Origin of the sequence: Novosphingobium acidiphilum DSM 19966 (assembly GCF_000429005.1) — a bacterium.
Taxonomy (GTDB): domain Bacteria; phylum Pseudomonadota; class Alphaproteobacteria; order Sphingomonadales; family Sphingomonadaceae; genus Novosphingobium; species Novosphingobium acidiphilum.
Window position 1 is genome coordinate 177,746 of the sequence record NZ_AUBA01000004.1, and the last position, 21,246, is coordinate 198,991.

General features: G+C 66.8%; 17 protein-coding genes. 4 read left to right on the top strand and 13 right to left on the bottom strand.

Features of this window, described 5'->3' with window-relative positions; genetic code table 11:
• Positions 1–2: 2 nt before the first annotated feature.
• The 4 genes from G404_RS0105050 to tsaD are packed head-to-tail and all read right to left on the bottom strand — an operon-like array spanning position 3 to position 4,119.
• A complete protein-coding gene (locus G404_RS0105050) occupies positions 3–473 on the bottom strand; it encodes a hypothetical protein (protein ID WP_028640110.1) in 471 nt (156 codons plus the stop codon).
• 13 nt (positions 474–486) lie between these two features.
• On the bottom strand, positions 487–2,025 hold the full coding sequence (locus tag G404_RS0105055) for a lipopolysaccharide biosynthesis protein (RefSeq protein ID WP_245584397.1): 1,539 nt from the start codon (positions 2,023–2,025) through the stop codon (positions 487–489).
• A 40-nt stretch (positions 2,026–2,065) separates the two neighbouring features.
• A complete protein-coding gene (locus G404_RS0105060; RefSeq protein WP_028640112.1) occupies positions 2,066–3,073 on the bottom strand; it encodes an NAD(P)H-dependent glycerol-3-phosphate dehydrogenase in 1,008 nt (335 codons plus the stop codon).
• Positions 3,070–4,119, bottom strand: a complete 1,050-nt coding sequence (gene tsaD / locus G404_RS0105065) for a tRNA (adenosine(37)-N6)-threonylcarbamoyltransferase complex transferase subunit TsaD (protein ID WP_028640113.1) — start codon at positions 4,117–4,119, stop codon at positions 3,070–3,072. Before tsaD ends, G404_RS0105060 begins: the two co-directional genes overlap by 4 nt.
• Positions 4,120–4,164: 45 nt before the next feature.
• Here tsaD and hemC point away from each other — a divergent pair, with 45 nt between their 5' ends.
• The 3 genes from hemC to G404_RS18180 all read left to right on the top strand — a co-directional run bounded on the left by hemC (position 4,165) and on the right by G404_RS18180 (position 6,768).
• Positions 4,165–5,157, top strand: a complete 993-nt coding sequence (gene hemC / locus G404_RS0105070) for a hydroxymethylbilane synthase (protein ID WP_084601040.1) — start codon at positions 4,165–4,167, stop codon at positions 5,155–5,157.
• Positions 5,158–5,838: a uroporphyrinogen-III synthase gene (locus tag G404_RS0105075; RefSeq protein WP_028640115.1), complete on the top strand. Its 681-nt coding sequence runs from the start codon at positions 5,158–5,160 to the stop codon at positions 5,836–5,838. It abuts the gene before it with no gap.
• A gap of 105 nt (positions 5,839–5,943) precedes the next feature.
• A complete protein-coding gene (locus tag G404_RS18180) occupies positions 5,944–6,768 on the top strand; it encodes a hypothetical protein (protein WP_051280221.1) in 825 nt (274 codons plus the stop codon).
• Positions 6,769–6,775: 7 nt separating this feature from the next.
• On the opposite strand, the gene G404_RS0105085 is transcribed toward G404_RS18180, so the two are convergent.
• Both G404_RS0105085 and G404_RS0105090 read right to left on the bottom strand, forming a co-directional pair.
• Positions 6,776–7,996 (bottom strand): FAD-dependent monooxygenase, encoded by a 1,221-nt coding sequence (locus G404_RS0105085; RefSeq protein WP_028640116.1) that lies wholly within the window; start codon positions 7,994–7,996, stop codon positions 6,776–6,778.
• Positions 7,993–9,660 carry an alkaline phosphatase family protein gene (locus G404_RS0105090; RefSeq protein ID WP_028640117.1) on the bottom strand — a complete coding sequence of 556 codons (1,668 nt, stop codon included), beginning with the start codon at positions 9,658–9,660 and terminating at the stop codon, positions 7,993–7,995. The genes G404_RS0105085 and G404_RS0105090 overlap by 4 nt, the downstream gene beginning before the upstream one ends.
• A 146-nt stretch (positions 9,661–9,806) precedes the next feature.
• Here G404_RS0105090 and G404_RS0105095 point away from each other — a divergent pair, with 146 nt between their 5' ends.
• Positions 9,807–11,912: a protein-disulfide reductase DsbD family protein gene (locus tag G404_RS0105095; RefSeq protein ID WP_051280248.1), complete on the top strand. Its 2,106-nt coding sequence runs from the start codon at positions 9,807–9,809 to the stop codon at positions 11,910–11,912.
• Here G404_RS0105095 and G404_RS0105100 read toward each other — a convergent pair.
• From G404_RS0105100 to G404_RS0105130, 7 genes are all read right to left on the bottom strand, one after another.
• Positions 11,884–12,648: an SDR family NAD(P)-dependent oxidoreductase gene (locus G404_RS0105100; protein WP_028640119.1), complete on the bottom strand. Its 765-nt coding sequence runs from the start codon at positions 12,646–12,648 to the stop codon at positions 11,884–11,886. The genes G404_RS0105095 and G404_RS0105100 overlap by 29 nt on opposite strands.
• A 66-nt stretch (positions 12,649–12,714) precedes the next feature.
• Positions 12,715–15,531 (bottom strand): M16 family metallopeptidase, encoded by a 2,817-nt coding sequence (locus tag G404_RS0105105; RefSeq protein ID WP_028640120.1) that lies wholly within the window; start codon positions 15,529–15,531, stop codon positions 12,715–12,717.
• Positions 15,532–15,576: 45 nt separating this feature from the next.
• Entirely contained in the window at positions 15,577–17,025 is a 1,449-nt protein-coding gene (locus G404_RS0105110) for a hypothetical protein (RefSeq protein WP_028640121.1), read from the bottom strand.
• Entirely contained in the window at positions 17,022–17,906 is an 885-nt protein-coding gene (locus G404_RS0105115; protein WP_028640122.1) for an ABC transporter ATP-binding protein, read from the bottom strand. The genes G404_RS0105110 and G404_RS0105115 overlap by 4 nt, the downstream gene beginning before the upstream one ends.
• The gene (locus G404_RS0105120; protein ID WP_051280222.1) at positions 17,903–18,310 is read right to left on the bottom strand and encodes a GntR family transcriptional regulator; all 408 of its coding nucleotides are present in this window, start codon (positions 18,308–18,310) and stop codon (positions 17,903–17,905) included. Before G404_RS0105120 ends, G404_RS0105115 begins: the two co-directional genes overlap by 4 nt.
• Before the next feature lie 57 nt (positions 18,311–18,367).
• Entirely contained in the window at positions 18,368–19,495 is a 1,128-nt protein-coding gene (locus G404_RS0105125; RefSeq protein ID WP_028640124.1) for a M42 family metallopeptidase, read from the bottom strand.
• 17 nt (positions 19,496–19,512) lie between these two features.
• Positions 19,513–21,240, bottom strand: coding sequence for an amidohydrolase (locus G404_RS0105130; protein ID WP_169719687.1), 1,728 nt, complete (start codon positions 21,238–21,240; stop codon positions 19,513–19,515).
• Between the last annotated feature and the right edge of the window lie 6 nt (positions 21,241–21,246).

The window sequence follows — 21,246 nt, forward strand, 5'->3', positions numbered from 1 at the left end:
CGTCACAGCTTGCCGAATTTCGCCTCGTAGGCGGCCGCATCGCCGGCGATCAGCAGCTGCGCCTGTTCGACCCAGGCATCGCGCACCGGACGCCCGGCAAACGCGCCCAGCCGGGCATCGATCGCGGCAATGTCCGCCTCGGTCCAGGCGGCAATCTGGTCCAGCCGGGTCACGCCAAGGTCCGCCAGCACACGGCTGAGCTTGGGCCCCAGCCCCTTGATCCGGGTCAGGTCTTCGCCCTCGTTCGCAACCGTGCCTTCGCCCGCCCCGGGCACCGCGATTGCCGCAGCAGGGGGCGTGTCGATCAGCGCGGTATTGCGTTGCGCCGGGCCCGCACCTTCGGACAGGACATCACGATATTCGCGCCTTTGCACGGGCCTGCGTCGGCGCGACAGCACCAGCCATACCAATCCGATCAGCACCAGGCCGACCCCTGCGGCCAGCACCATGTTGGCTTCGATCCACGCAACCATCATCCGACCCTCTTCATGCAGGATGCTTTCCGAACAACACGCGATCCTCGGGCCCGAAACCGAACCGCCAGATCATCAGGCTATAGACCCCAAGGATCGCCGGTATCCCGAACAGCAGTTCGGCCCATTCGGGCAAAAGATGCGATGCCGCGCCGATCAGCCCCGCCGGCAGCGCCGCCCACACCAGCCCCCAGCGCCAGTTGTTGATCGGTTCGCGCACGATCCGCGCCAACAGGTGTGATTTGACCAGCGAACTTGTCCCCAGCGCGATCGCCATCGCCAGCGCGGCCAGCGCGGCCTGCCAAATGGCCGACAAGCCACAGGTTTGCCCGGCCAGGATGAAGGCCAGGGTCAGCACGCCCTGCAATACGATCGTGCCCAGGCTGATCCACAGATTGCGCAGCCGCGCGACATAGATCAGCGCGGCCTCGCTCACCACGCCTGTTGCGGCGACGACTTCGGCCACCAGCAGAAACACCAGCGCCCATGTGCCCTGGACAAAGGCCGGCCCACCCAGCCCCATCAGCCCCGCGCCGGGTATCGCCAGCGCCAGCGCAATGCCCGCCTGCGCCGCGGTGATCCAGAATCCGACCTGGCACACTTGCGCGGCGATGGCGGCCATGTTGCCGTTGCGCACATTGCGCGTGATCACCGGGCCCAGCACCGGCTCGAAACTGGTCTTCAACTTTTGCGGCAACGACGCAAACTGCTGCGCAAAGAAATAGATCCCCAGATTTGCATCGATCAGGAAGAAGCGCAGGATGAACACATCGATCTTGCGCGTGCCCCATTCCACCGCATCGGCGCCTGCCAGCGGCATGTTGCGCATCGCCAGCCGCAGCAGTGCCAGCGGACGCGGCCGCCAATTGCGCGGCAGGCCATATGCGCGCACCAGCGCAACCAGTGCCACCGCTGTGGCTGCGCCGACCGAGGCCAGGTATGCCAGCGCCAGCCCGCCTTCGGGATAGATAAAATAGGCAAGGCCCGCAGTAATCGACAAGGTCCACGGTTCGACCACCGCGCGCGCGCGCACCGTGGTCCCCACGTCGAACCGGAACGCCAGTGCCGCCAGCGAAATGTCGCCCACCGCCATGGTCCACACCGCCAGCACCAGCAGGCGCTCGGCCCAACTGAAATGGCCGTGCGGATACATCGACTGGGGAAACCACCAGATCAACAGCGACATCGCACCCGCCAGCACGGTCGTTACCAGCAAGGCGTCGGCCACGGCATGCGTGGCCGCATCGGGATCATAAACCAGGCCCTGGCGCTGGCTGCGATCGGACCAGCCGGTTTCATCCAGACGTTGCGCCAGGCCCCGCGTCTGCCCCAGCGTGGCCAACAAGCTGGCGAATTCGACCATCACCAGCGCAGAGGCCAGCCGTCCCATCGCGCTGGCACCATACAGCCGGCTGGCAATGAACAGAAACGGCACGCGAGCGATCAGACGGACCAGAAAACCCAGGATATTGGTACGTCCGCCTTTGGCCAGCGCGGCAATATCGCCGTCATCGCCCGGCACAAACGCGGGTTGCCCTGCCGGTACCGGCACGTTTGCATCCTCAGGGCTGGCTATTGCCTTGGCCAAGCCTTCAATCCCCCCACATCGTTGCGTCCAGTTCGGACCGCAGCGGCCGCGCCAGCAGGCCATCGACCATTGCCCGCACCGGAATCCGGCCCGATACCAATGCCGCAACGGCATCGGCAATCGGCATCGCAATGCCCCGCGTGCGCGCCAGTTCCGACACCACCGGCGCGGTAAACGCACCTTCGGCCACGGTCCGCCGGTCGGCCAGAAGATCGGCCGCAGACGCGCCTTCACCCAGCGCCTTGCCCAGCACAAAATTGCGGCTCGACAGCGAATTGCATGTCAGCACCAGATCGCCAAGCCCCGACAGCCCGCTCAACGTGTCGGCCGCTGCACCAAACGCCAGGCCAAAGCGCACCATTTCCGCATGGCCCCGGCTGATCAGCGCGGCACGTGCATTCTGTCCCAGCCGCAGTCCTTCGACCACACCACAGGCCACCGCCAGCACGTTCTTGACCGCGCCGCCAATTTCCGCGCCGACCAGATCGACCGAATAATAGGGGCGAAAGCCGGGCCGTGCGATTGCCGGCGCCAGCCGGCGCCATTGCGCCAGGCCCTGATCGCAGGCCAGTGTGACCGCGGTGGGCAGACCCGCGGCCACTTCGTGCGCGAACGTCGGACCCGACAGCACGGCGATCTGTGCGTGCGGCTGGGCCGCGCGCGCGACATCGGCCATCAATCGGCCGGTGCCGGCCTCGATGCCTTTGGCACACAGCACCAGATCACCGGCAAACGCGGGCATTTGCGCCAGAACCGCGCCCAGGGCCTGGGCGGGAGTGACCGCCAACACCACCCCGAGGCCGGCCAGATCGGCGGGATCGGCGGTGGCGCGAATGGCATCCGACAAGGCAATACCCGGCAGATAGGCCGGATTGGCCCGGGTCCGGTTGATCGTGTCGGCCAGCGCCGCATCGCGCGCCCACAGCCTGACCTGATGCCCGTCGCCTGACAGCATCTGCGCCAGCGCCGTGCCCCAGGCACCCGCTCCGATCACGCCGATGGTCGCGTTCATGCCTTGACCCCGGCCCCGCGCACCGGCGCCGCGTCGGCATCGAGGGGCCAGCGTGGTCGCGCCGCAAAATCCAACCGATCGGTCAGCCCCTGCGCAAACCGTTCGGCCCCGGCCCAGCCGATCATCGCGGCATTGTCGGTGCACAGCCGCGGCGGCGGTGCAACCAGCGGCAATCCGGCGCTGGCGGCCATGTCCTGCAACGCACCGCGCAGCGCCCAATTGGCTGCAACCCCACCCGCAATCACCACTGCCGTTACCGGCGCGCTGGCGGCAAGCGCCAGGCGCGTGCGATCGATCAGACAGTCGATTGCCGCCTGCTGGAACGATGCGGCAATATCGGCCGCATCGTACCGACCCGATTCGTGCGCACGCAGCACCGCGCTTTTCAGCCCGGCGAACGAAAAATGCGGCTCGCCACTGCCCAGCAGCGGGCGTGGCAACGGCACGCCGCGCGGATCGCCCTCGCGCGCCAGTCGCTCCACTGCGGGCCCGCCGGGATAGCCCAGACCAAGGATCTTGGCAGTCTTGTCGAACGCTTCACCCAGTGCATCGTCGATGGTCGTGGCCAGGCGGCGATAATCACCCAACCCGCGCACCTCAAGGATCTGGCAATGCCCGCCCGATACCAGCAACAGCAGATAGGGATAGGCCAGCGCCGGATCCGCCAGTCGCGGCGACAGGGCGTGGCCTTCAAGATGATTGACCGCGATCAGCGGCTTGCCCGAAGCCATCGCCAGCGCCTTGCCGGTGACCAGCCCGACCATCACGCCCCCGATCAGGCCGGGCCCGGCAGTGGCGGCGATCGCATCGATCGCATCAAGCGAAATTCCGGCATCGTGCAACGTGTCTGCCACCATCGGCGCCAGCACTTCGACATGCGCGCGCGCGGCGATTTCGGGCACAACCCCGCCATAGGGGCGGTGCGCCGCATCCTGCGATGCGATGCGCTGGGCCACCACGCGCGCCTCCAGCGTTGCGCCGCGATCATCGATAACCGCCACCGCGGTTTCGTCGCACGAGGATTCGATGCCGAGGATCAGTGCCATGGGGAGCTTTCCCTTAGAGATAATCCCCGTTACGGCAAGCGGTGCATGACCGAGACTCAGACGCCCTCGCCGCACGATGCCCTTCGGGCAACACCCTTGCCAGCCCGCCCCTTGCGGCTGGGCACCCGGCAATCGCCGCTGGCCATGGCCCAGGCCGAGGAAACCCGGGCGCGATTGTGCGCCGCTCACGGCTGGCCGGTCAGTTCGATCGAACTGGTGCCGGTGGTGGCCAGCGGCGATCGCATCATCGACCGGCCGCTTGCCGAAATCGGCGGCAAGGCGTTGTGGACAAAGGAACTCGACCTGTGGCTGGCCGACGGCACGATCGATGCTGCGGTCCATTCGATGAAAGATGTGGAAACGCTGCGGCCGGCCAATCTGACGATCGCAGCGGTGCTGCCGCGCGCCGATGTGCGCGATGTGCTGATCGGCGCGGACAGCCTGGCGGCCATTCCGGCCGGCGCCGTGGTCGGCACCAGCGCGCCGCGCCGCGCCGCGCAGATGCTGCACACCCGCCCCGATGTGAAAATCGTGTCGTTTCGCGGCAATGTCGCCACGCGACTCGGCCGGCTTGACCGGGGTGAGGCCGATGTCACGCTGCTTGCTGCGGCCGGTCTGGAACGGCTGGGTCATGCCGACCTTGGCGCGCCGCTCGATCCGGCCACCTGGCTGCCGGCGCCCGCACAAGGCGCCATCGGCATCGAATGCCTGGCCGCGCGCCACGATGTGCTGGCGCTGATGGCGGCGATCGACCATGCCCCCAGCCATGCCGCGATCCGCGCCGAGCGCGCTTTGCTGGCCGGACTGGGCGGCACCTGTCACAGCCCGATCGCGGTGCTGACCCGGCACGACAACCTGTCGCTGCATCTCAGCGCCACGCTGTTCAGCCCCGACGGGTCCGAACGGGTCGATGGCGAACGCGATGTACCGCTCGACCATCCCGAAGATGCGCGTGCGCTGGCGCATGACCTGCTCGCCGCGGCATCGCCCGCCATTCGTGCGCATTTCCAGGGCCCCGGTCTGCAGAGTGCCGGCTGAATGCGGCCGGTGCTGGTGCTGCGTCCCGAACCGGGCAATGCGGCCACTTGCACGGCTGCGCGCGCGCTGGGGCTGGAACCGGTGCCCGCACCCCTGTTCGTTTATGCGGCGCGCGCATGGCATGTGCCGCCTTGTCGCGCATGGGACGGGCTGCTGATCGGCAGTGCTGCCGTGTTTGCCCATGGCGGTGCGGGATTGCACACGCTGCGCAGCATCCCCGTCCATGCCGTGGGCGCTGCCACGGCGCGCGCCGCGCAAACGGCGGGGTTTGGCGTTGTCCGCATTGGCAGCGGCGGACTGCAACCGATCGTCGCCAGCCTGCCCCCGGGCCGCTATCTGCGGCTGGCGGGCGCAGCGCATGTCGCGCTTGATCCGCCTGCCGACGTGCACATTGACGATGTCATCGTCTACGCCGCCGTGCCGCAGCCGCTGGCCCCCGCTGTGGTCGCACGCCTTGCCCGGGAACCCGTGCTCGCACTGCTCCATTCGGCCGAGGCGGCGCGGCATTTTTACGAACACTGCGTGCGCCATGGCCTGGCACGCGACCGTATCATGGTCGCCTGCCTGGCGCCGCGCGTGGCCGCCGCGGCCGGGTCGGGCTGGCAGGCGATCGGGGTTGCGGCGTTTCCCGGCGATGACGCAATGCTTTCCATGACGCGGCAAATGTGTCAGACGGTGTGACTTCGGGGACACGGACAAAGCGAAAAATCACGGATGGCGGAACTGAGTTTAAGTTCAGCGGTGGATTCGCGCCCGTCGCGGCGGGGCCGAGGACGAGGGCTGGGCGTGGTGCTGGCGGCCCTGGTGCTGGCAGGTCTGGGTGGCGGGGCCTGGTATGGCTGGCACACCGGCTGGCTGCGCACGGCCCTTGCCCCGGTCACGAACGACCCGGTTGCAACACCCCTGGCCAGCCCCAGCGCCACCACCGTCGCGATCGTGGCGCAGGGCAACCTTGTTGCCACCAATGCCGCACTGGCCGATGCCGCCGCCCGTCTAACCGTCCTGCAACAGCGCCTGGCCGACCTTAACCAGCAGGCCGTGGCCGCCTCGGGCCAGGCGACGCGCGCCGAATCGCTGCTGGTGGCATTTGCCGCGCGCCGCGCGGTCGAACGCGGTCAGCCGCTCGGCTATCTTGAAGCCGCGCTGCGCGTGCGATTTGGCGACAGCCAGACCAATGCGGTCGATACGGTCGTCGCCGCCGCGCGCAAGCCGGTTACGATCGGTGGATTGACCGAAGAATTCGCCCGGATCGAACCCAGGCTGGTGACCGGCCCGACCAACGAACGCACCTGGGACTGGCTGACGCGCAAGGCGGGCAGCATGTTCATCATCCGCCACGACGACACGCCGTCGCCCGCCCCCGAAAGCCGCATGGCCCGCGCCCGGGCCGCATTGAATGGCCAACGCGTCGACCTGGCGATTGCCGAAGTTGAACGCATGCCGGGCAAGGACAACGCCGCCGACTGGTTGGCCCATGCCCGCCAATGGGTCACGACCCAGAATGCGCTCGATCAGATCGAAAGCGCGGCACTGGCAGTGCCTGCAGTCGCCCCCGTACCGGTTGCACCGCCCCCTGCGCCGCCAGCGGCAAAGCCGACACCGGCGCGCTGACGCGCGATCAGGCCTGCAACAATGCGGGCAGCTTGCCGCTCATCCCGCGCGCTTCGTTCATGAAAAACCGCTTGAGCGTAGGGCTGCGCTGGACGCCGGCCATGCCCAGCCGGCGTACCGCCGAAGGCAGGCGCCCCGGAACGCCGAACAGGCGGGTCAAGACATCGGTCGCACCCGACACCATGAACCCGTCGAGCGCGCGCCAGCGTTCATAGCGGTTCAGCACTTGCGCATCACCCGGATCGAGGCCGAGGCGCATCCCGTCGGTCAGCACTTCGATCAGGGCCGCCACATCGCGCAGGCCCAGATTCAACCCCTGGCCGGCAATCGGATGCATGCCGTGGGCGGCATCACCCACCAGCACCAGGCGTTGCTGTACGACTTTGGCGGTGTGGTGAAAATTCAGCACATAGGAAGATCGCGCCGTGGCAAGCGCGATCGGCCCAAAGATATCCCCCATGCGCCGCGCCACTTCGGCGGTGAATGCCGCGTCGGGCAGCGCAAGCACACCGGCCGCATCGTGTTCGGCCACCGTCCACACCAGCGCGCTGCGGTGGCGCCCCTCGGCATCGTCAAGCAGCGGCAACAGTGCAAACGGCCCTGCCGGATAGAAGATTTCCCACGCCACATTGTCATGCGGACGTTCGTGGGTCAGCCCGGCGATGATCGCGCGGTGGTGATAGCTCCATCGCGCGGGCGTAAACCCGGCCTCGTCGCGCGTCGGCGACTGGCGTCCTTCGGCCCCGACCAGCAGACGCCCGGTCAGACGACGGCCATCGGTCAGCGTAACCGAAACGCCGTGATCGCCACGTTCGCGCGTGGCGACATGGGCATTGGGCAGAAACGTGATCAGGTCCTCGCGCGCGGCCACGCCATACATCACCAGCCGCAGATCGCGGTTGGCAAACATCCGTCCCAGCGATCCGTCTCCGGGATCGGGGGTAAAGTCGATCCGCCCCGGCTTCATCGCGTCGGTCACCGCGATCGAGGCAATCGGGCAACCCTTTTCGGCCAGTTCGCCGGCCATGCCCAGATGCGTATAAAGGTTCCAGCTGGCGGTGGAAATCGCCGAGGCGCGCCCGTCAAACCCCTGCGCGGTCTGCGTTGCCGGGTCGGAACTGTCGACCACGATGCTGGCAACGCCTTCGCGCGCCAGACCGATCGCCAGCGTCATGCCGACATGGCCTCCGCCCAGAATGACCACGTCGGCAGACAGGGTTTCGCTCATTGTGCGGCTCCGCAGGTTGTGCCGGGGCCGGCATCAAGATCGAGGCAGCGCCCGTCAAACGTGCCCTCGGGCAGTTTCAACCCGATCCACGCGGCCAGCGTGGGCGCAATATCGACCGTTTCGACCGGACTGGGCTGTTCAAACCCGGTCATCCCCTTGCGCCAGAACAGGATCGGCACGCGCCGGTCATAATCCCACGGGCTGCCATGCGTGGCAACGTAACCGGGACCGGGCACCGGCATGGCCATCACGCCGCGTTTCAGCAGGACCACATAATCGCCCGAACGCGGCGCATAGAACGATGCACGCGCACGCTGGATCAGGCTCCAGGTCTCGGGCGATCCGGTCGGCATGGGCGTCTCGGCAAGCTCTGCATGGGTGAACACCGCGGCCACCTGCGGCTGCGCCAGCAGATCCGCGCGCGCGGCGGCCACCACCGCGCTCTTTTGCTCAGGCGTCAGATCGCTGCGCACCCAGACATCGCCCGAGGGCCCTTCGGCCAGCAACAGGCCTTTGGGATCAAGGCCCAGCTTTGCACCGACGCGTTCGCCAACCGCCTTTGGCAACAGCGCCGCATCGGCGCGCGCGGCCTGGGGCAGCGCCTGTTCGCGCAGCCGTTCTGGCATGTCAAAGCCGCCATGATCGGCGGTCAGCACCACCGCATAATCGATCCCGCGCGCATCGAGCGCGGCGAAGAAATCGCCCAGCACGGCATCGAGCTGATGCACCTGGATGCACATTTCGGCGCCTTGCGTGCCGGTGCCGTGGCCGATGTAGTCGGTTGCCGACAGGCTGATCGCCAGCACATCGGGGGTGGGGCCGCGCCCCAGCCGATCGGCATCGACCACGCGCGTGGCCAGTTCGATCACCGCGCGGTCGAGCCTGGGCGACGCGCGAAACGCGGTGGCATCACCCGCAGCCAGCGCGAAACGCCCGGTGCCCACGGTGACCGTGCCGGCGGTGATGGCGCGATCGTGCACCGCGCAATCGGCCGGCAGGTCAAACCCCGGCGCACCGGCGCTCAGCACGGTTGCGACGGCGGCATTCTGTTCCAGCGCCACGCGGCCGGGAGTCGCGCCCTCCTGCGTGACAAAGCCCTTGCCCTTCCACCAGTAGACTTCGTCGATGCGATGTCCGCCCATCATCAGCGCGGCCCGGTCCTTGCCCGACACGGCCACGTTGCGGCTGGTCGGCCAGACCGCCTTGATGCGTTCGCCCAGCGTCGGCACCATCAGGTGCCCGACCGAAGCGACATAATCGCCGGGGCCTGCCGTTTTTGTCTCGTCCTCGGCGCAATAGACCGATTTGGCCGCGCGCGCGACCGACTGGTCGAACCAGTTGTTGGCGATGATCCCGGTATGCGCCGGGCGCATGCCGGTCAGGATGGTCGAATGGCCAGGACAGGTTTCGGTGGCGGCGTGTGACTGGTATCCGGCCGGAAACACCGCGCCGTTCAGCAGCCGGGCAAAGCCACCGGTGACGTGCGAACGATATTGGGCAAACAGATCGGCTGAAAACTGGTCGATCGAAATCGCCACCACCAGCCTGGGCGCGTCGGCAGCGGGCACCGGCCCTGGTGCCACCGGCCGGCGTGCCAGCGCAGGCGTTGCAAACGGCAGTGTCATACAGGCTGCAAGCAGCATGGCCTTTCGGGCGAAGGTCATGTTTGTCGGTGCTCCTTTGCGGGGCAAGCGCTGGACTCGCAGGCCCGCGTTACCTATCTGTGCCGCTGATGGCCTTCCCCGGCGCGCGGTGCAAGGGGGGCTGCACCATTGTCACAGCCGCAAGAGATCTCCCGCCCATCATGGCCATGGCATTCCCCCTGTTTCGCCGCGTTGCCCTGTGGCTGGTTCCGTTTCTGGCGCTGGCCGGCACCGAAAATGCCCTGGCCGAAAGCCTGGCACCCGATGCGCCAACGCATATTCATGCAGCACTCGTGCCCGAACGCGCGGGCCAACCGGGCGAAACGATCACGCTGGCGCTGACCATGCAACCCGCCCGGGACTGGCATGGGTATTGGTCGAACCCCGGCGATGCGGGGCTTGCCCCCACGCTCGACTGGACCCTGCCCAAGGGCGCCAGCGCCGGGGCGATGCAGTTTCCGGTGCCGCAGACCTTGCTCGTGGCGGGGCTGATGAACCATGTCTATGCGCATGATTTCGCGATCCTGATCCCGTTCACCCTGCCGCGCGACGCAAAGCCCGGCGCGGTGCTGCCGATCAAGGCCAAGGCGCAGTGGCTGGCCTGCACATCCACGATCTGCGTGCCAGAGGACGCGGTGCTGACCACCACGGTCAACGTGGGCGCGGCAACGAAGCCCGACGCGCGTTTTGCCGACTGGCGCGCGGCTCTGCCCGCGCCGCTTGACCAGCCGGCCCATTTTGCCGCGACGCAGACCGGCTATCGGCTGGCCATCCCTTTCCCCGCCGGCACCGCGATCACCGATCCGCATGTGTTCCTGGGCACCGATGGCGTCATCGACTATGCCGCGCCGCAAGCGTTCAGCCGCAGCGGCGATACGCTGATCATCGAACTGGCCAAGTCAAAGACCCCGCTTGGCGCCACGCCTGCCGCGCTGACCGGCGTGCTGTCGCTGGGCCATGACGCAGCGGGCCGCGATCTGGGCGGCATCAGCTTTGGCGCGCAACCCGGCGCTGTGCCTGCAGGCGGAGCGCCGCTGGCCGGAACCGCAAAGCCGGCGCCGTTTTCGTGGGCGCTGCTGGGTCTTGCTATCCTGGGCGCGATGGCCGGCGGGCTGGTGCTCAATGTGATGCCTTGCGTCTTTCCGATCCTCAGCCTCAAGGCGCTGGCACTGGCGCGCGGCAACAGCCACCACGCCCATCTCGAAGCGCTGGCTTATACCGCAGGTGTCATGATTGCGTGCCTGGCGTTGGGCGCGGTCATGCTGGCCTTGCGCGCGGCTGGCGGCGAAGTGGGCTGGGCGTTCCAGTTGCAGGACCCTGGCGTGGTCGCGGTGCTGTTCCTGCTGGCCATGGCGATCACTGCCAATTTTGCGGGCCTGTATGAACTGCCCGGCCTGTCGATGTCGGGCGGCGCGCCCGGCAAGGGCGGCCTGTGGGGCGCATTCGGCACGGGCTTGCTGGCCGCATTTGTCGCCACGCCCTGCACCGGGCCATTCATGGCCGCCGCGATGGGGGCCGCGCTGGTGCTGCCCACGATTGCGGCACTCGCGGTGTTTGGCGCGCTGGGCTTTGGTCTGGCGCTGCCGTTCCTGGCGATCGGCTTTATCCCGCCGCTGCGTCGTCTGCTGCCGCGCCCGGGCGCCTGGATGGTGTGGTTTCGCCATGCCATGGCGGTGCCGATGGGGCTGACCGTGCTGGCGCTGGGCTGGCTGGCGTGGCGGCTGGGCGGCACGCATTATGCCGCAGCGGCTGTGGCCTTGGGCGCAGGCGTGCTCGTGCTGCTGGCCTTTGCCGGACGCGGCCAGCATGCCGGGCGCGCGGTCGGGCGCTGGGTGGTGCCGGGTCTGATCGTGCTGGCTGTGCTGGCGGGGGCAGGTGCGCCGCGCCTGGCCAGCGCCGAACGCCACGACGATGCCAGTCTGATCGGGGCCAGGCCGTTTACCGAGGCCGCGCTCGATGCCGCGCGCGCCGCGCACAAGCCGGTGTTTGCCTATTTTACCGCCGACTGGTGCCTGTCGTGCAAGGTCAACGAACATGTCGCAATCGAAACGCAACAGACCGCCGACGCGTTCCGCAAAGCCGGGGTGGTCGTGCTGGTGGGCGACTGGACCCGCCGCGATCCTGCGATCACACGCTTTTTGACTGGCGCCGGTGCCGCCGGAGTGCCGCTGTATCTGTGGTATCCGGCCGATGGCGACGCGCAGAAACTGCCGCAGGTGATGACCCCGTCATCGCTTGCAGCGCTTACAACGACTGGCCGTCGTCAACCGTGATATGCGCGCCGGTAACGTGGGCCGACGCGTCAGAGGCAAAGAACAGCATCGGATCGTTCAACGCCTCGATCGGGGTCAGGCGCTTGCGCGGCCAGGTCTGAACTTGCGCGCGGCCGCCTTCGGTCGCAAACCAGTCGGCATCGATCTCGGTCAGGATATAGCCGGGCTGAACGGTGTTTACGTTGATCCCCTGCCGCGCCCATTCGCGCGCCAGCTGGCGACCCAGATGCACCACGGCAGCCTTGCTTGCGGCATAGGCGCTGTCGCCCTGCCCGGTCATTTCGGCGGTGATCGATCCGGTCAGCACGATCCGGCCCCGACCCGATTGTTTTGACCCCGCGGCGATCATGCGCCGCGCCGCTTCACGCGCGGTCAGATAGACGGCGGTAAAATTGGTATCGATCACGCGGCGCACCTGATCGACCGCAAGGTCGATTGCGCGCCCCGCATCGGCCATCCCGGCGTTGGCCAGCACAGTGTCGGGGGTGCCAAAACGGGCCTGCGCAGCATCGAACGCGGCCACGATCGATGCCTCGTCGGTCACGTCCATGGCCACGGCCAGCGCGTTTTCGCCGATTTCGTGGGACAGCGCGGCGATCCGGTCCACGCGCCGCGCGCCCAGCACCACTTTGGCCCCGGCCTGCACAAACAGCCGCGCCAGATGCGCGCCGATACCCGAACTGGCCCCGGTGATCAGGGCGATGCGGCCATCGAGCGAAAAATTCGGGCGGGACATCAGGCATCCTTGTGGCAGAGCGTTTGACCGGGTTGTTAAACGCTCTGCCACGATTGGCAATGCTGCCTACTTTGCCCGCGCCACGATCGTGACAGGGGTTTTATCGGCGGCAAGCCGCGCAAACAGCGCCTGCACGTCCTCGGCCTTGACCGCGGCCAGCCCCGCGCCGGTATCCAGCACCTGCCCGCGCACACGCGGATCGCGCAGCACCAGCGGCAACCAGGTCGCCCAGAACGCGTTGCTCTCCATGTCCTTCACCCGGCCTTCGACCAGCGGGCGGCGCGCACGATCAAGCTCGTCCGCAGTCACCGCCCTGGCCGCCAGATCCTTGATCTGTGCATCGAGCAGCGTGCGGAATGTCGCGAAATTGGCTTGCGGCGTTTCGAGCACCGCCCCCAGATAGCCCAGGCCATCCAGCTGCACCGAAGCCACCGCCTCGGTCATCGGCGAATACGTGATCCCCAGCTTTTCCCGCACCGTGTCGATCAGCCGGGCCTGCAACACACCGGCCGCGACCCGCGCGGTGTAACTGGTCCGGGGATCGGTGAAATAATCGGGCAGCAGGAAATATTCGCCATAATAGGCCTGGTCGGCGCGGCCGCCGTGCAGCGCCACGTGGGGTTCTGCCGATGGCGCAGGCAATCGGGCGTGCGCGGTCAGCGCGGGGCGCGCGGGCAGAACGGGGCCCGCGGCAAAGGTTGCCTGCATCGCGCGGATTGCATCGTCGACGGTGATATCGCCCACCAACGCCACATCGGCGGGGCCTGACAACGCGCTTTTGAGCAGTGCGGGCACGTCCCCCGGCCTGGTCGCGGCAATATCGGCGGCCGAGGGAATGTCGGAATACCGCGTGTCGCCGCTGGTCAGCAGGCTTTTCGACGCGCGCACGAACACCGCGCCGGCGTTCGCCTCGACCTGGCCTGCCACCATCGGCCCGACCGCACCCAGCTTGTCGGCAAGCTCGGGCCGGAACCCGGGATCGCGCGCGACTGCGGCCAGCAATTGCATTTCGCTGGCAAAATCGGCGGGGCGGGTCTTGCCGCCCAGCATGAACGCGCGCGTATCGGGCTGCATCTCGGCCGCCAGCGTGCGGCCGCCGCTTTGCGCCCAGCGTTCGATATCGCCCGCCGGCAACTTGCCCGTGCCACCCACCGACAGCAACTGGGTGGCCCACAGCGCATGGACCAGCCCGGCATCGGCGCCGGCGCGACCATTGCCCAGCGCGACCTTGACCGTGATATGGTCCTTTTCAAAGGCTGTCGGCTTCACCACCAGCCGGCTGCCGTTGGCAAATGTGACCGTGGTTGTGCCAAGCGCCGCGTCGTCGCGCCGCGATTGCACGACGCCAGGCAGGCCAAAGCTGGTATAAGGCCACACCACCGCGCTGTCCGCCGCGCGCACGGCAAGTTTGGCCTGGGTATCGGCCGCCAGCGCCGCCTCCAACGCGGGGGCGCCGACCGGCCCGGCCTGCGCCGCGCGGAACAGCACCGGGCCCGATCCCGAAAACATCCGCCCCAATGCAGCGGACAAGTCCGCCGTGGTCAGGCCGGCAAGGATCGGCCTGGCGATGGCCAGGTCCTGCGCGGGGCTGGTGAAGATCTGGTCATCGTTGACCGTGGTCACCAGCGCATCGGCAATATCGCCATCCTTGCGCGTGGCCGCGTTGGCAGCCGCCGCTTCCAGCGCGGTCGAAATCTGGGTGACCGCGCGCTTTACGTCTTCGTTGCCAAGCCCGCCGTCCACCACCCGGCGCTGTTCCTCGACCACGGCTGCCAACGCCGGTTGCCATTTGTCGGGCGCCGCGGCGATCTGCAGAAATGTCAGCGACGCCACGCCATACAGCGATGGCATCGCCTGGACTTGCGCCTGCACATAGGGGCTGCCCGGGCGCGCGGCACGATCGGCCAGGCGATTGTTGAGCACCGTTGCGGCAACCAGTTCGGCCAGCTTTTCGCGGTCATAGCGTTCGGTTTCGGCGCGTGGGTCGGCAGGGCGCTGCCACGACAGGCTTAGGGTGTCGGGCGCGCCGGCGGCAATGAATTCGCCCACAGGGCGCACAGGATGCGGCACGCCGGGGTTCAGCGTGTCAGCCGGGCCTGCCGGTTTCCAATCGGCAAAGCGTGCCTTGATCTCGGCCTCGACCTTGGCGACGTCGATATTGCCGACGATGACGATCGTGGCATTGTCGGGGCGATAATTGGCGTTGTAGAACCGGCGCAGGCGTTCGGATGTCGCGCCCTTGATCGTGTCGATGGTGCCGATCGGCCAGCGATCGGGCAAAGGCGTGCCGGCCAGCGCATTGTTCAGATTGGCCTTGATCGCCTGATAGCCGGGGCTGTCGCGCAGCCGTTCTTCCGACAGGATCACGCCACGCTCTGCCTCGACCGCGGCCGGCGCCAATGTCAGGCCTTCGCCGATTTCGCGAAACAGCGTCAGCCCCGTGTCGAGCGCGCTGGCATCGGCCTTGGGAAAGGTGAACATGTACACGGTTTCGTCTTGCGCGGTGAACGCGTTGGTATCGGGGCCAAAGCGCAAGCCCTGGCGTTCCAGCATGCGCACCACTTCGCCATCGGCGATATGCGTGCTGCCGCGGAATGCCATGTGTTCCAGGTAATGCGCCAGGCCCTGTTCCTCGGTCCGCTCTTTCAACGATCCCGATCCGATGCGCAGGCGCATGGCCACGCCGTCGGCCGGGGTTTCGTTGTGCATGATCGCATAGCGCAAACCATTGGGCAGCGTGCCAAAGCGTACCGCAGGGTCGGCCGGGCGATGCAGATAGTCCTGCGCCCAATGGCCGGGCTGTTTGACCGGTGCATCATCGGCCAGGGCGGGATTGGCAGAACAGGCAAGCGCCAGCAGGCTGACCGAAAGACACAGTTTCATGGTTCAGATCCCTTGTTTCGCAAGACACACACAGACATCAAACTTTCAGGCCGTACGCCACCCTCCGGCAGCCCCCGGCCATGGGCGATAGGGCGCACGGGTGCTCCGCAATTGCCAGCGGCACCAGACAAGCGCCATGACCAGCACGATCAACGATACCCCGCTGATCGGAACCAGCGCGGATCGCGCCAGTGCCGGGTCCAACTTCGACATGGCGCCAAATGCGCCGATCCCGATCAAGGGCAGGCTGATGACCAGCGAATTGGTCAGCACCCGCGCATATGTCGTGGCCCCCAGGTTGCAGGCAAAACCTGTATAGATCATGGCCAGGCCATAAAGAACGCTGGCCGCCACCTTCACCGCCCAGATCGGTTCGGCCATGATTTGCGGCCGGATCAGCGCAAATGTTGCCACAAACACCAGCGCGGCGTTGAACAGCGGGGTCAGCAGGATCAGGCGATCCCCGTGCGGCAGCGACAGCAGCAGCAGGCGCGCGCGAAACAGGTATTGCTGGGTCAGGTTCGCCAGCAGCGCCGCGGCCATCGCCGGGGTGGCCCAGACCAGCGACGCCATGCCAAAGGTCATGCCCTGCCGCATCCCTTCGCGAAAGGCCGCGTCGTGCGGATCAAGTCCGCCGGGGCCAGGCACCAGCCGCGACATACCCAGCGTGATCACCGCGAACCACGCCCACAGCAGCGCCGTGCGCCGTGCCTCGCGCACAAAATGCCCCGACCAGCCCGACAGGCGCATGCCAAACACACTTTGTGCAGCATCGCTCAGCCCATCCAGCGTTCCGCCGGACGATTGCTGCTGGTCCAGCCGGGCCACGCGCAACGCCACCGGCAACAGCACCGCGCACAGGCCAACCGCAAGGATCGCGCCGGTGGGTCCCGCGCCGGGCAGCGCAGCAAACCGGTCGCCGTATACGATCATTCCGACAGTGATCAGACCCATCACGCCATACATCAGCCAGTCGCGCGGCTGGCGGCGATCCACCTGCCATTGCGCCACCGCCGTGTCGGGCCAGTTGCCGAAACAGATCGCCATCGCCGCATAGCCTTGCATCGCCAATCCGCGCAGTGCGAACTGGATCAACCCGCGCCGGGCCACATCGGACTCGCCCACAAAGGCCGCCAGCCCGATATCGAGCAGCGTCGATGCCAGCGCCACCAACAGCGGCAATAACGATACCAGCATCCACGCCGCCGCGCGCCGCTCGTGCGCTGTCGCGGCCAGCATGCGCCAGCCCCTGTTGCACAAGCCCGTCGCGAAATGCAGGTAATAGGCGGTCAGCACAAACCAGATCACGCCAAGACCGTTGGCATGCCCGAGTTTGGCCTGGGACGTCAGGCCGATAAACCCGACCAGCGCCAGCCACACCACCATCAGCACAAGGATGGCCGGATTGCCTATCCCGCCGATGCGCCCCAGCGCCTGCGCCAGACGAAACGCGCGCGGCCATGCGACCGGTGCGGCCCCGATCGCGCGCGTCATGCTGCCTCTCCGGTCAGGCCGAGATAGACCTCTTCCAGGTTCATCGGCACTTGCGCCACCACATCGAGGTCGGACAGCACCTGCACATCGGCCAGATCGACCATCAGCCGCAACCGGTTCGGCTGTCGGCCCAGCACGCGCGCGGTGGCGGGCAGAACCGGCTCAACACCGGGCAGCGCGATGTCCCATTGTTGATAGCGTTCGACCAGATCGCCGGTGCTGCCGCAGGCGACGATGCGCCCTTCGCGCATCACCGCAACGCGATCGGCGATGCGTTCCAGTTCGTTCAGCTGGTGCGACGAGATCAGGATGGCGCGGCGCTGGCCAGAGCTGGCGGGCTGGTCGATATAGCGCAACAGTTCGGTAAACAGGTGATGCCGCCCGGCAACATCGAGGCCGGTGGTCGGTTCATCCAGCAACAGCACATCGGTCTCGCGCGCCAGCGCCATGATCAATGACAGCCTTGTGCGCGCGCCGAACGACAGTCCGCCGATCTTGTCGCGCCGCGACAGCGCAAACAGATCGAGCAGCCGGTTGCATTCGTCGGCCTGCCATGCGGGATAAAACCCCGACACATAATCCAGCGCCGCGCCAACCCGCCCGAAGCCGGCAAACGCCAGTTCGGGCGAAACATACCCGACCCGCTGCCGCAATGCGACCAGATCGCGCGGCAGGCTCAGCCCGCCCATCACGATCCGGCCGGCCTTGGCCTGGCCCAGGCCATAAACCAGATCGATCAGCGTGGTCTTGCCCGCCCCGTTCGGCCCGATCAATGCGGTGATCGATCCTTCAGGCAGATCGAGATCGATCGGCCCCAGATCGAACCGGCCCACCCGATGGGCAAGCCCGCGCACGGACAACACGGATGGATCGTCGGTCATGCTTGGTCCCCTTCCTTGAGCATTGCGCGCAACAGCTGGAACATTTGCGCTTCGGTCAGGCGCGCACGGCGTGCCGCCACAATGGCTGCGCCCAGCGCCAGCTTGACCTCGGCCAGCGCATCGGCGCCTGCGTGCGCCGCCGCATTCTCGGCCACGAACGCGCCAATGCCCTGCCGGCTGTAGATCAACCCGGCGCGTTCCAGTTCTTCGTAGGCGCGCTTGATCGTGATCACGCTGACCAGCAGATCGGCCGCCAGCTTGCGCACCGAAGGCAGCATGTCGCCGGGCGACAGACGCCGTGCGGCAATCTCGCGCGCGACGGCGCTGGCGATCTGTTCGTACAACGGCCCTTCCGCCGCGCTCGAAATCGGCCCGAACTGCAGGTCTGGCGAATCACTGTTCATACTGTGTATATATCATACATACACAGTATGAACAGTGATGTTTTGGTCAGAACCCGGTCAGGGCGTGAAATCGCGCAGATCGGCCACCGTTTTGGCATCCAGCCGACGCAACAATGCCACCACCAGATCGACCGTCTGGTCAAAATCATGCCGATTGATCACGCCGGTGTGCACATGGGTATAGCGCGCCGGCACAACCAGGTTCACCGTCGGCGCACCACCTGCAACTGTCTGCATTTCGGCGCTGTCGTCGCCATATCCCTGCACCAGGTCAAATTGCAGCGGCACGCCCGCCTCGCCCGCCACCTTGCGGATCAGCGATACCAGCTTGCGATTGGGCAAGGCGCTTGAATCATACAGAAACAGGCCCGGCCCGTGGCCCAGTTTCACTTGCGATTCTTCCGGATGCGCGCCGCCCGCATCGCCGGTTACCCCGCCTTCGATCGCAATGCCGATGTCGGGCTTGACGATCGCGGTTGCCGTACGCGCGCCGCGCAAGCCGATTTCCTCCTGCACGGTGGCGACAAAAAAGATCTGGTTGGGGTGGCCGGTCACCTTCAACCGTTCCATCGCCATCAGCAGCACCGCGCAGCCAACCCGGTCATCCCAGGCCTTGCCCGCATAATTGGCCGTGCCGTTCAGCACTTCAAACCCGCTGTCGGGCACAACCGGGTCGCCGGGTGCAATGCCAAGCGCCGCCACTTCGGCGGCCGATCCTGCACCCACATCCAGAAACACCGCATCGCGTTTGATCAGGCTGCCGCGTTCTTCGGCCGCGGCCAGATGGATATCGCGGATCGAACTGACCGCGTGGACCGGCCCCTTGCTGCCGATGATCACCCAGCGTTGCCCGGCCAGCGCCTGGTCCAGCCAGCCGCCCAACATCTGCATCGACAGAAATCCGTCGGGCGTGACCCGCCGCAACACCCCGCCCAGTTCGTCCATATGCGCATCCAGCATCACGCGCGGGCCACTGCTGCCCTGGCGCGCGATGACCGAACCAAGCCCGTCATAGCGCAGATCTTCGGATGCGGCCTTCATCCGCGGCACCATGATCGCGCGCACCGCCTCTTCAAAGCCGGACGGCCCCGGCGCGTTGCTCAGATCGCGCAGCAAGGTTTCGGTGGGGTCGGCCATCGCCAGACCGGGGCAGGCCAGCAAAGCCGCAGCAAGCAACAGGCGCATCAGGATGATCTTTCGGTTCAGGGATGGGTATAGACCAGCTTGCCACCGACAAATGTCATGTCGACATGCCCGTTGAGGAACGCCTGCGGCTGTGCGGTCAGCGGATCGAACGGCAGCACGATCATGTCGGCCAGCTTCCCAGGCTCCAGCGTGCCCTTGATCGCTTCTTCGCGCGACAGGTATGCGCCGTTGGCGGTGTACATGCGGATCGCTTCGGCCACACCCACCGCCTCGTCCGCACCATGCACCGCACCGCTTGGCCCCTTGCGCGTGATGGCGGCATAAAGCCCGACCAGCGGCCCGACCGGCAGATTGTCGCTGCCGAATGCCATGAAGATGCCGAACTTGTGCGCCGGCGTGGCAATCGGATTGTTGTGCTCCAGCCGCCAGTCATCGAGCGTGGCGGCATAGCGGTTTTCCAGATTGTAGAGAAAATTGGGCTGCTGCGCGATCCAGATGTGGTCGCGCGCCATTGTCGCCATGGTCGCATCGGGCGGCATGATCGTGAAATGGTCGGTAAACCAGCGCCGGTCATCGGCCGCATGCGCCGGGTCGGGGATGGTCTCGAGCGAATGCGCATAGGCATTGATCGTCTGCACGATCGCGGCATCGCCGATGCAGTGCAACCCAAGCTGCCAGCCCAGCCGGTTGGCGGTATCGACCATGTCCTGCAATTCGGCATCGGTATAACGGCCCTTGCCGCGAAAGCCCGGTTGTCCCTTGTAATCGACCAGCAGCCAGGCGGTCGGACCGGTAAACCCGCCATCGACCAGATTTTCGCCGATCGCGCCGATCCGCACGCGGTCGTCGCCAAATCCGGTGTGGTGGGGAAACGCCTTCAGCCGTTGCGGCCCGGGATACGAAATATACAACGTCACCCGCGGCAATTGATCGCCCATTTCGGCATAGAGCGCCTGCGCACGATGAAAGGTCATTTCGCCGCTGGCCACTTCTTCGCCGGGGCTGGCTGGCGCGATACCGCCCTGCCCCACGGGTTCGTCATCGATCTTGCCGCTGGCATCGTGAAAGCTGGTGATGCCCAGCGCCAGGAACCCTTGCAAGGTGCGGATCATCGGCGCCTTCATTTCGGCCCAGGTCGGCGGCGGGATAAACCGTTCGACAATATCCTGCCGCTCGCGGATGATACCCGAAGGCTCGCCCGCGGCATCGTGTTCGATCAGCCCGCCTTTGGGATCGGGCGTATCGCGCGTAACGCCCGCCAGTTTCAGCGCCAGGGAATTGCCGGCGGCCGAATGCGCGCCCGCGCGCACCAGCAGGACCGGATTGTTCGGCGCGGCTGCGTCCAGATCGGCACGGGTCAGATTGCGCTTTTCGGCCAGTGCCGCTTCCTGCCAGCCATAGCCGGTGATCCATTTGCCCGGCCCCAGTTCGGCGGCCTTTTTGCGCACCATGTCCTGAATTTCGACGATCGAATGCGCGATCAGCGGATTGACATCGCTTGGCCCGATCGGGATCGGGTGGAGGTGCGTGTCGATAAACCCCGGCATCAGCGTACGACCATGCAAGTCGATCACCCGCGCAGCGCTATACCGGTCCAGCAGGTCCTCGGCGCCGGTCGCCACCACCCGGCCGTTGCGCACGGCAATCGCCGATCGCACTGAAAATGCAGCATCGACGGTCAGCACTTGCCCATCGTGGATGATCAGATCGACCGGCTCCTTGGCCATGGCCGTTGGCCCTGCACCCAGCAACAGCCCCGCAAGCGTCAGTTTTACCGCCCTCATCGTGAT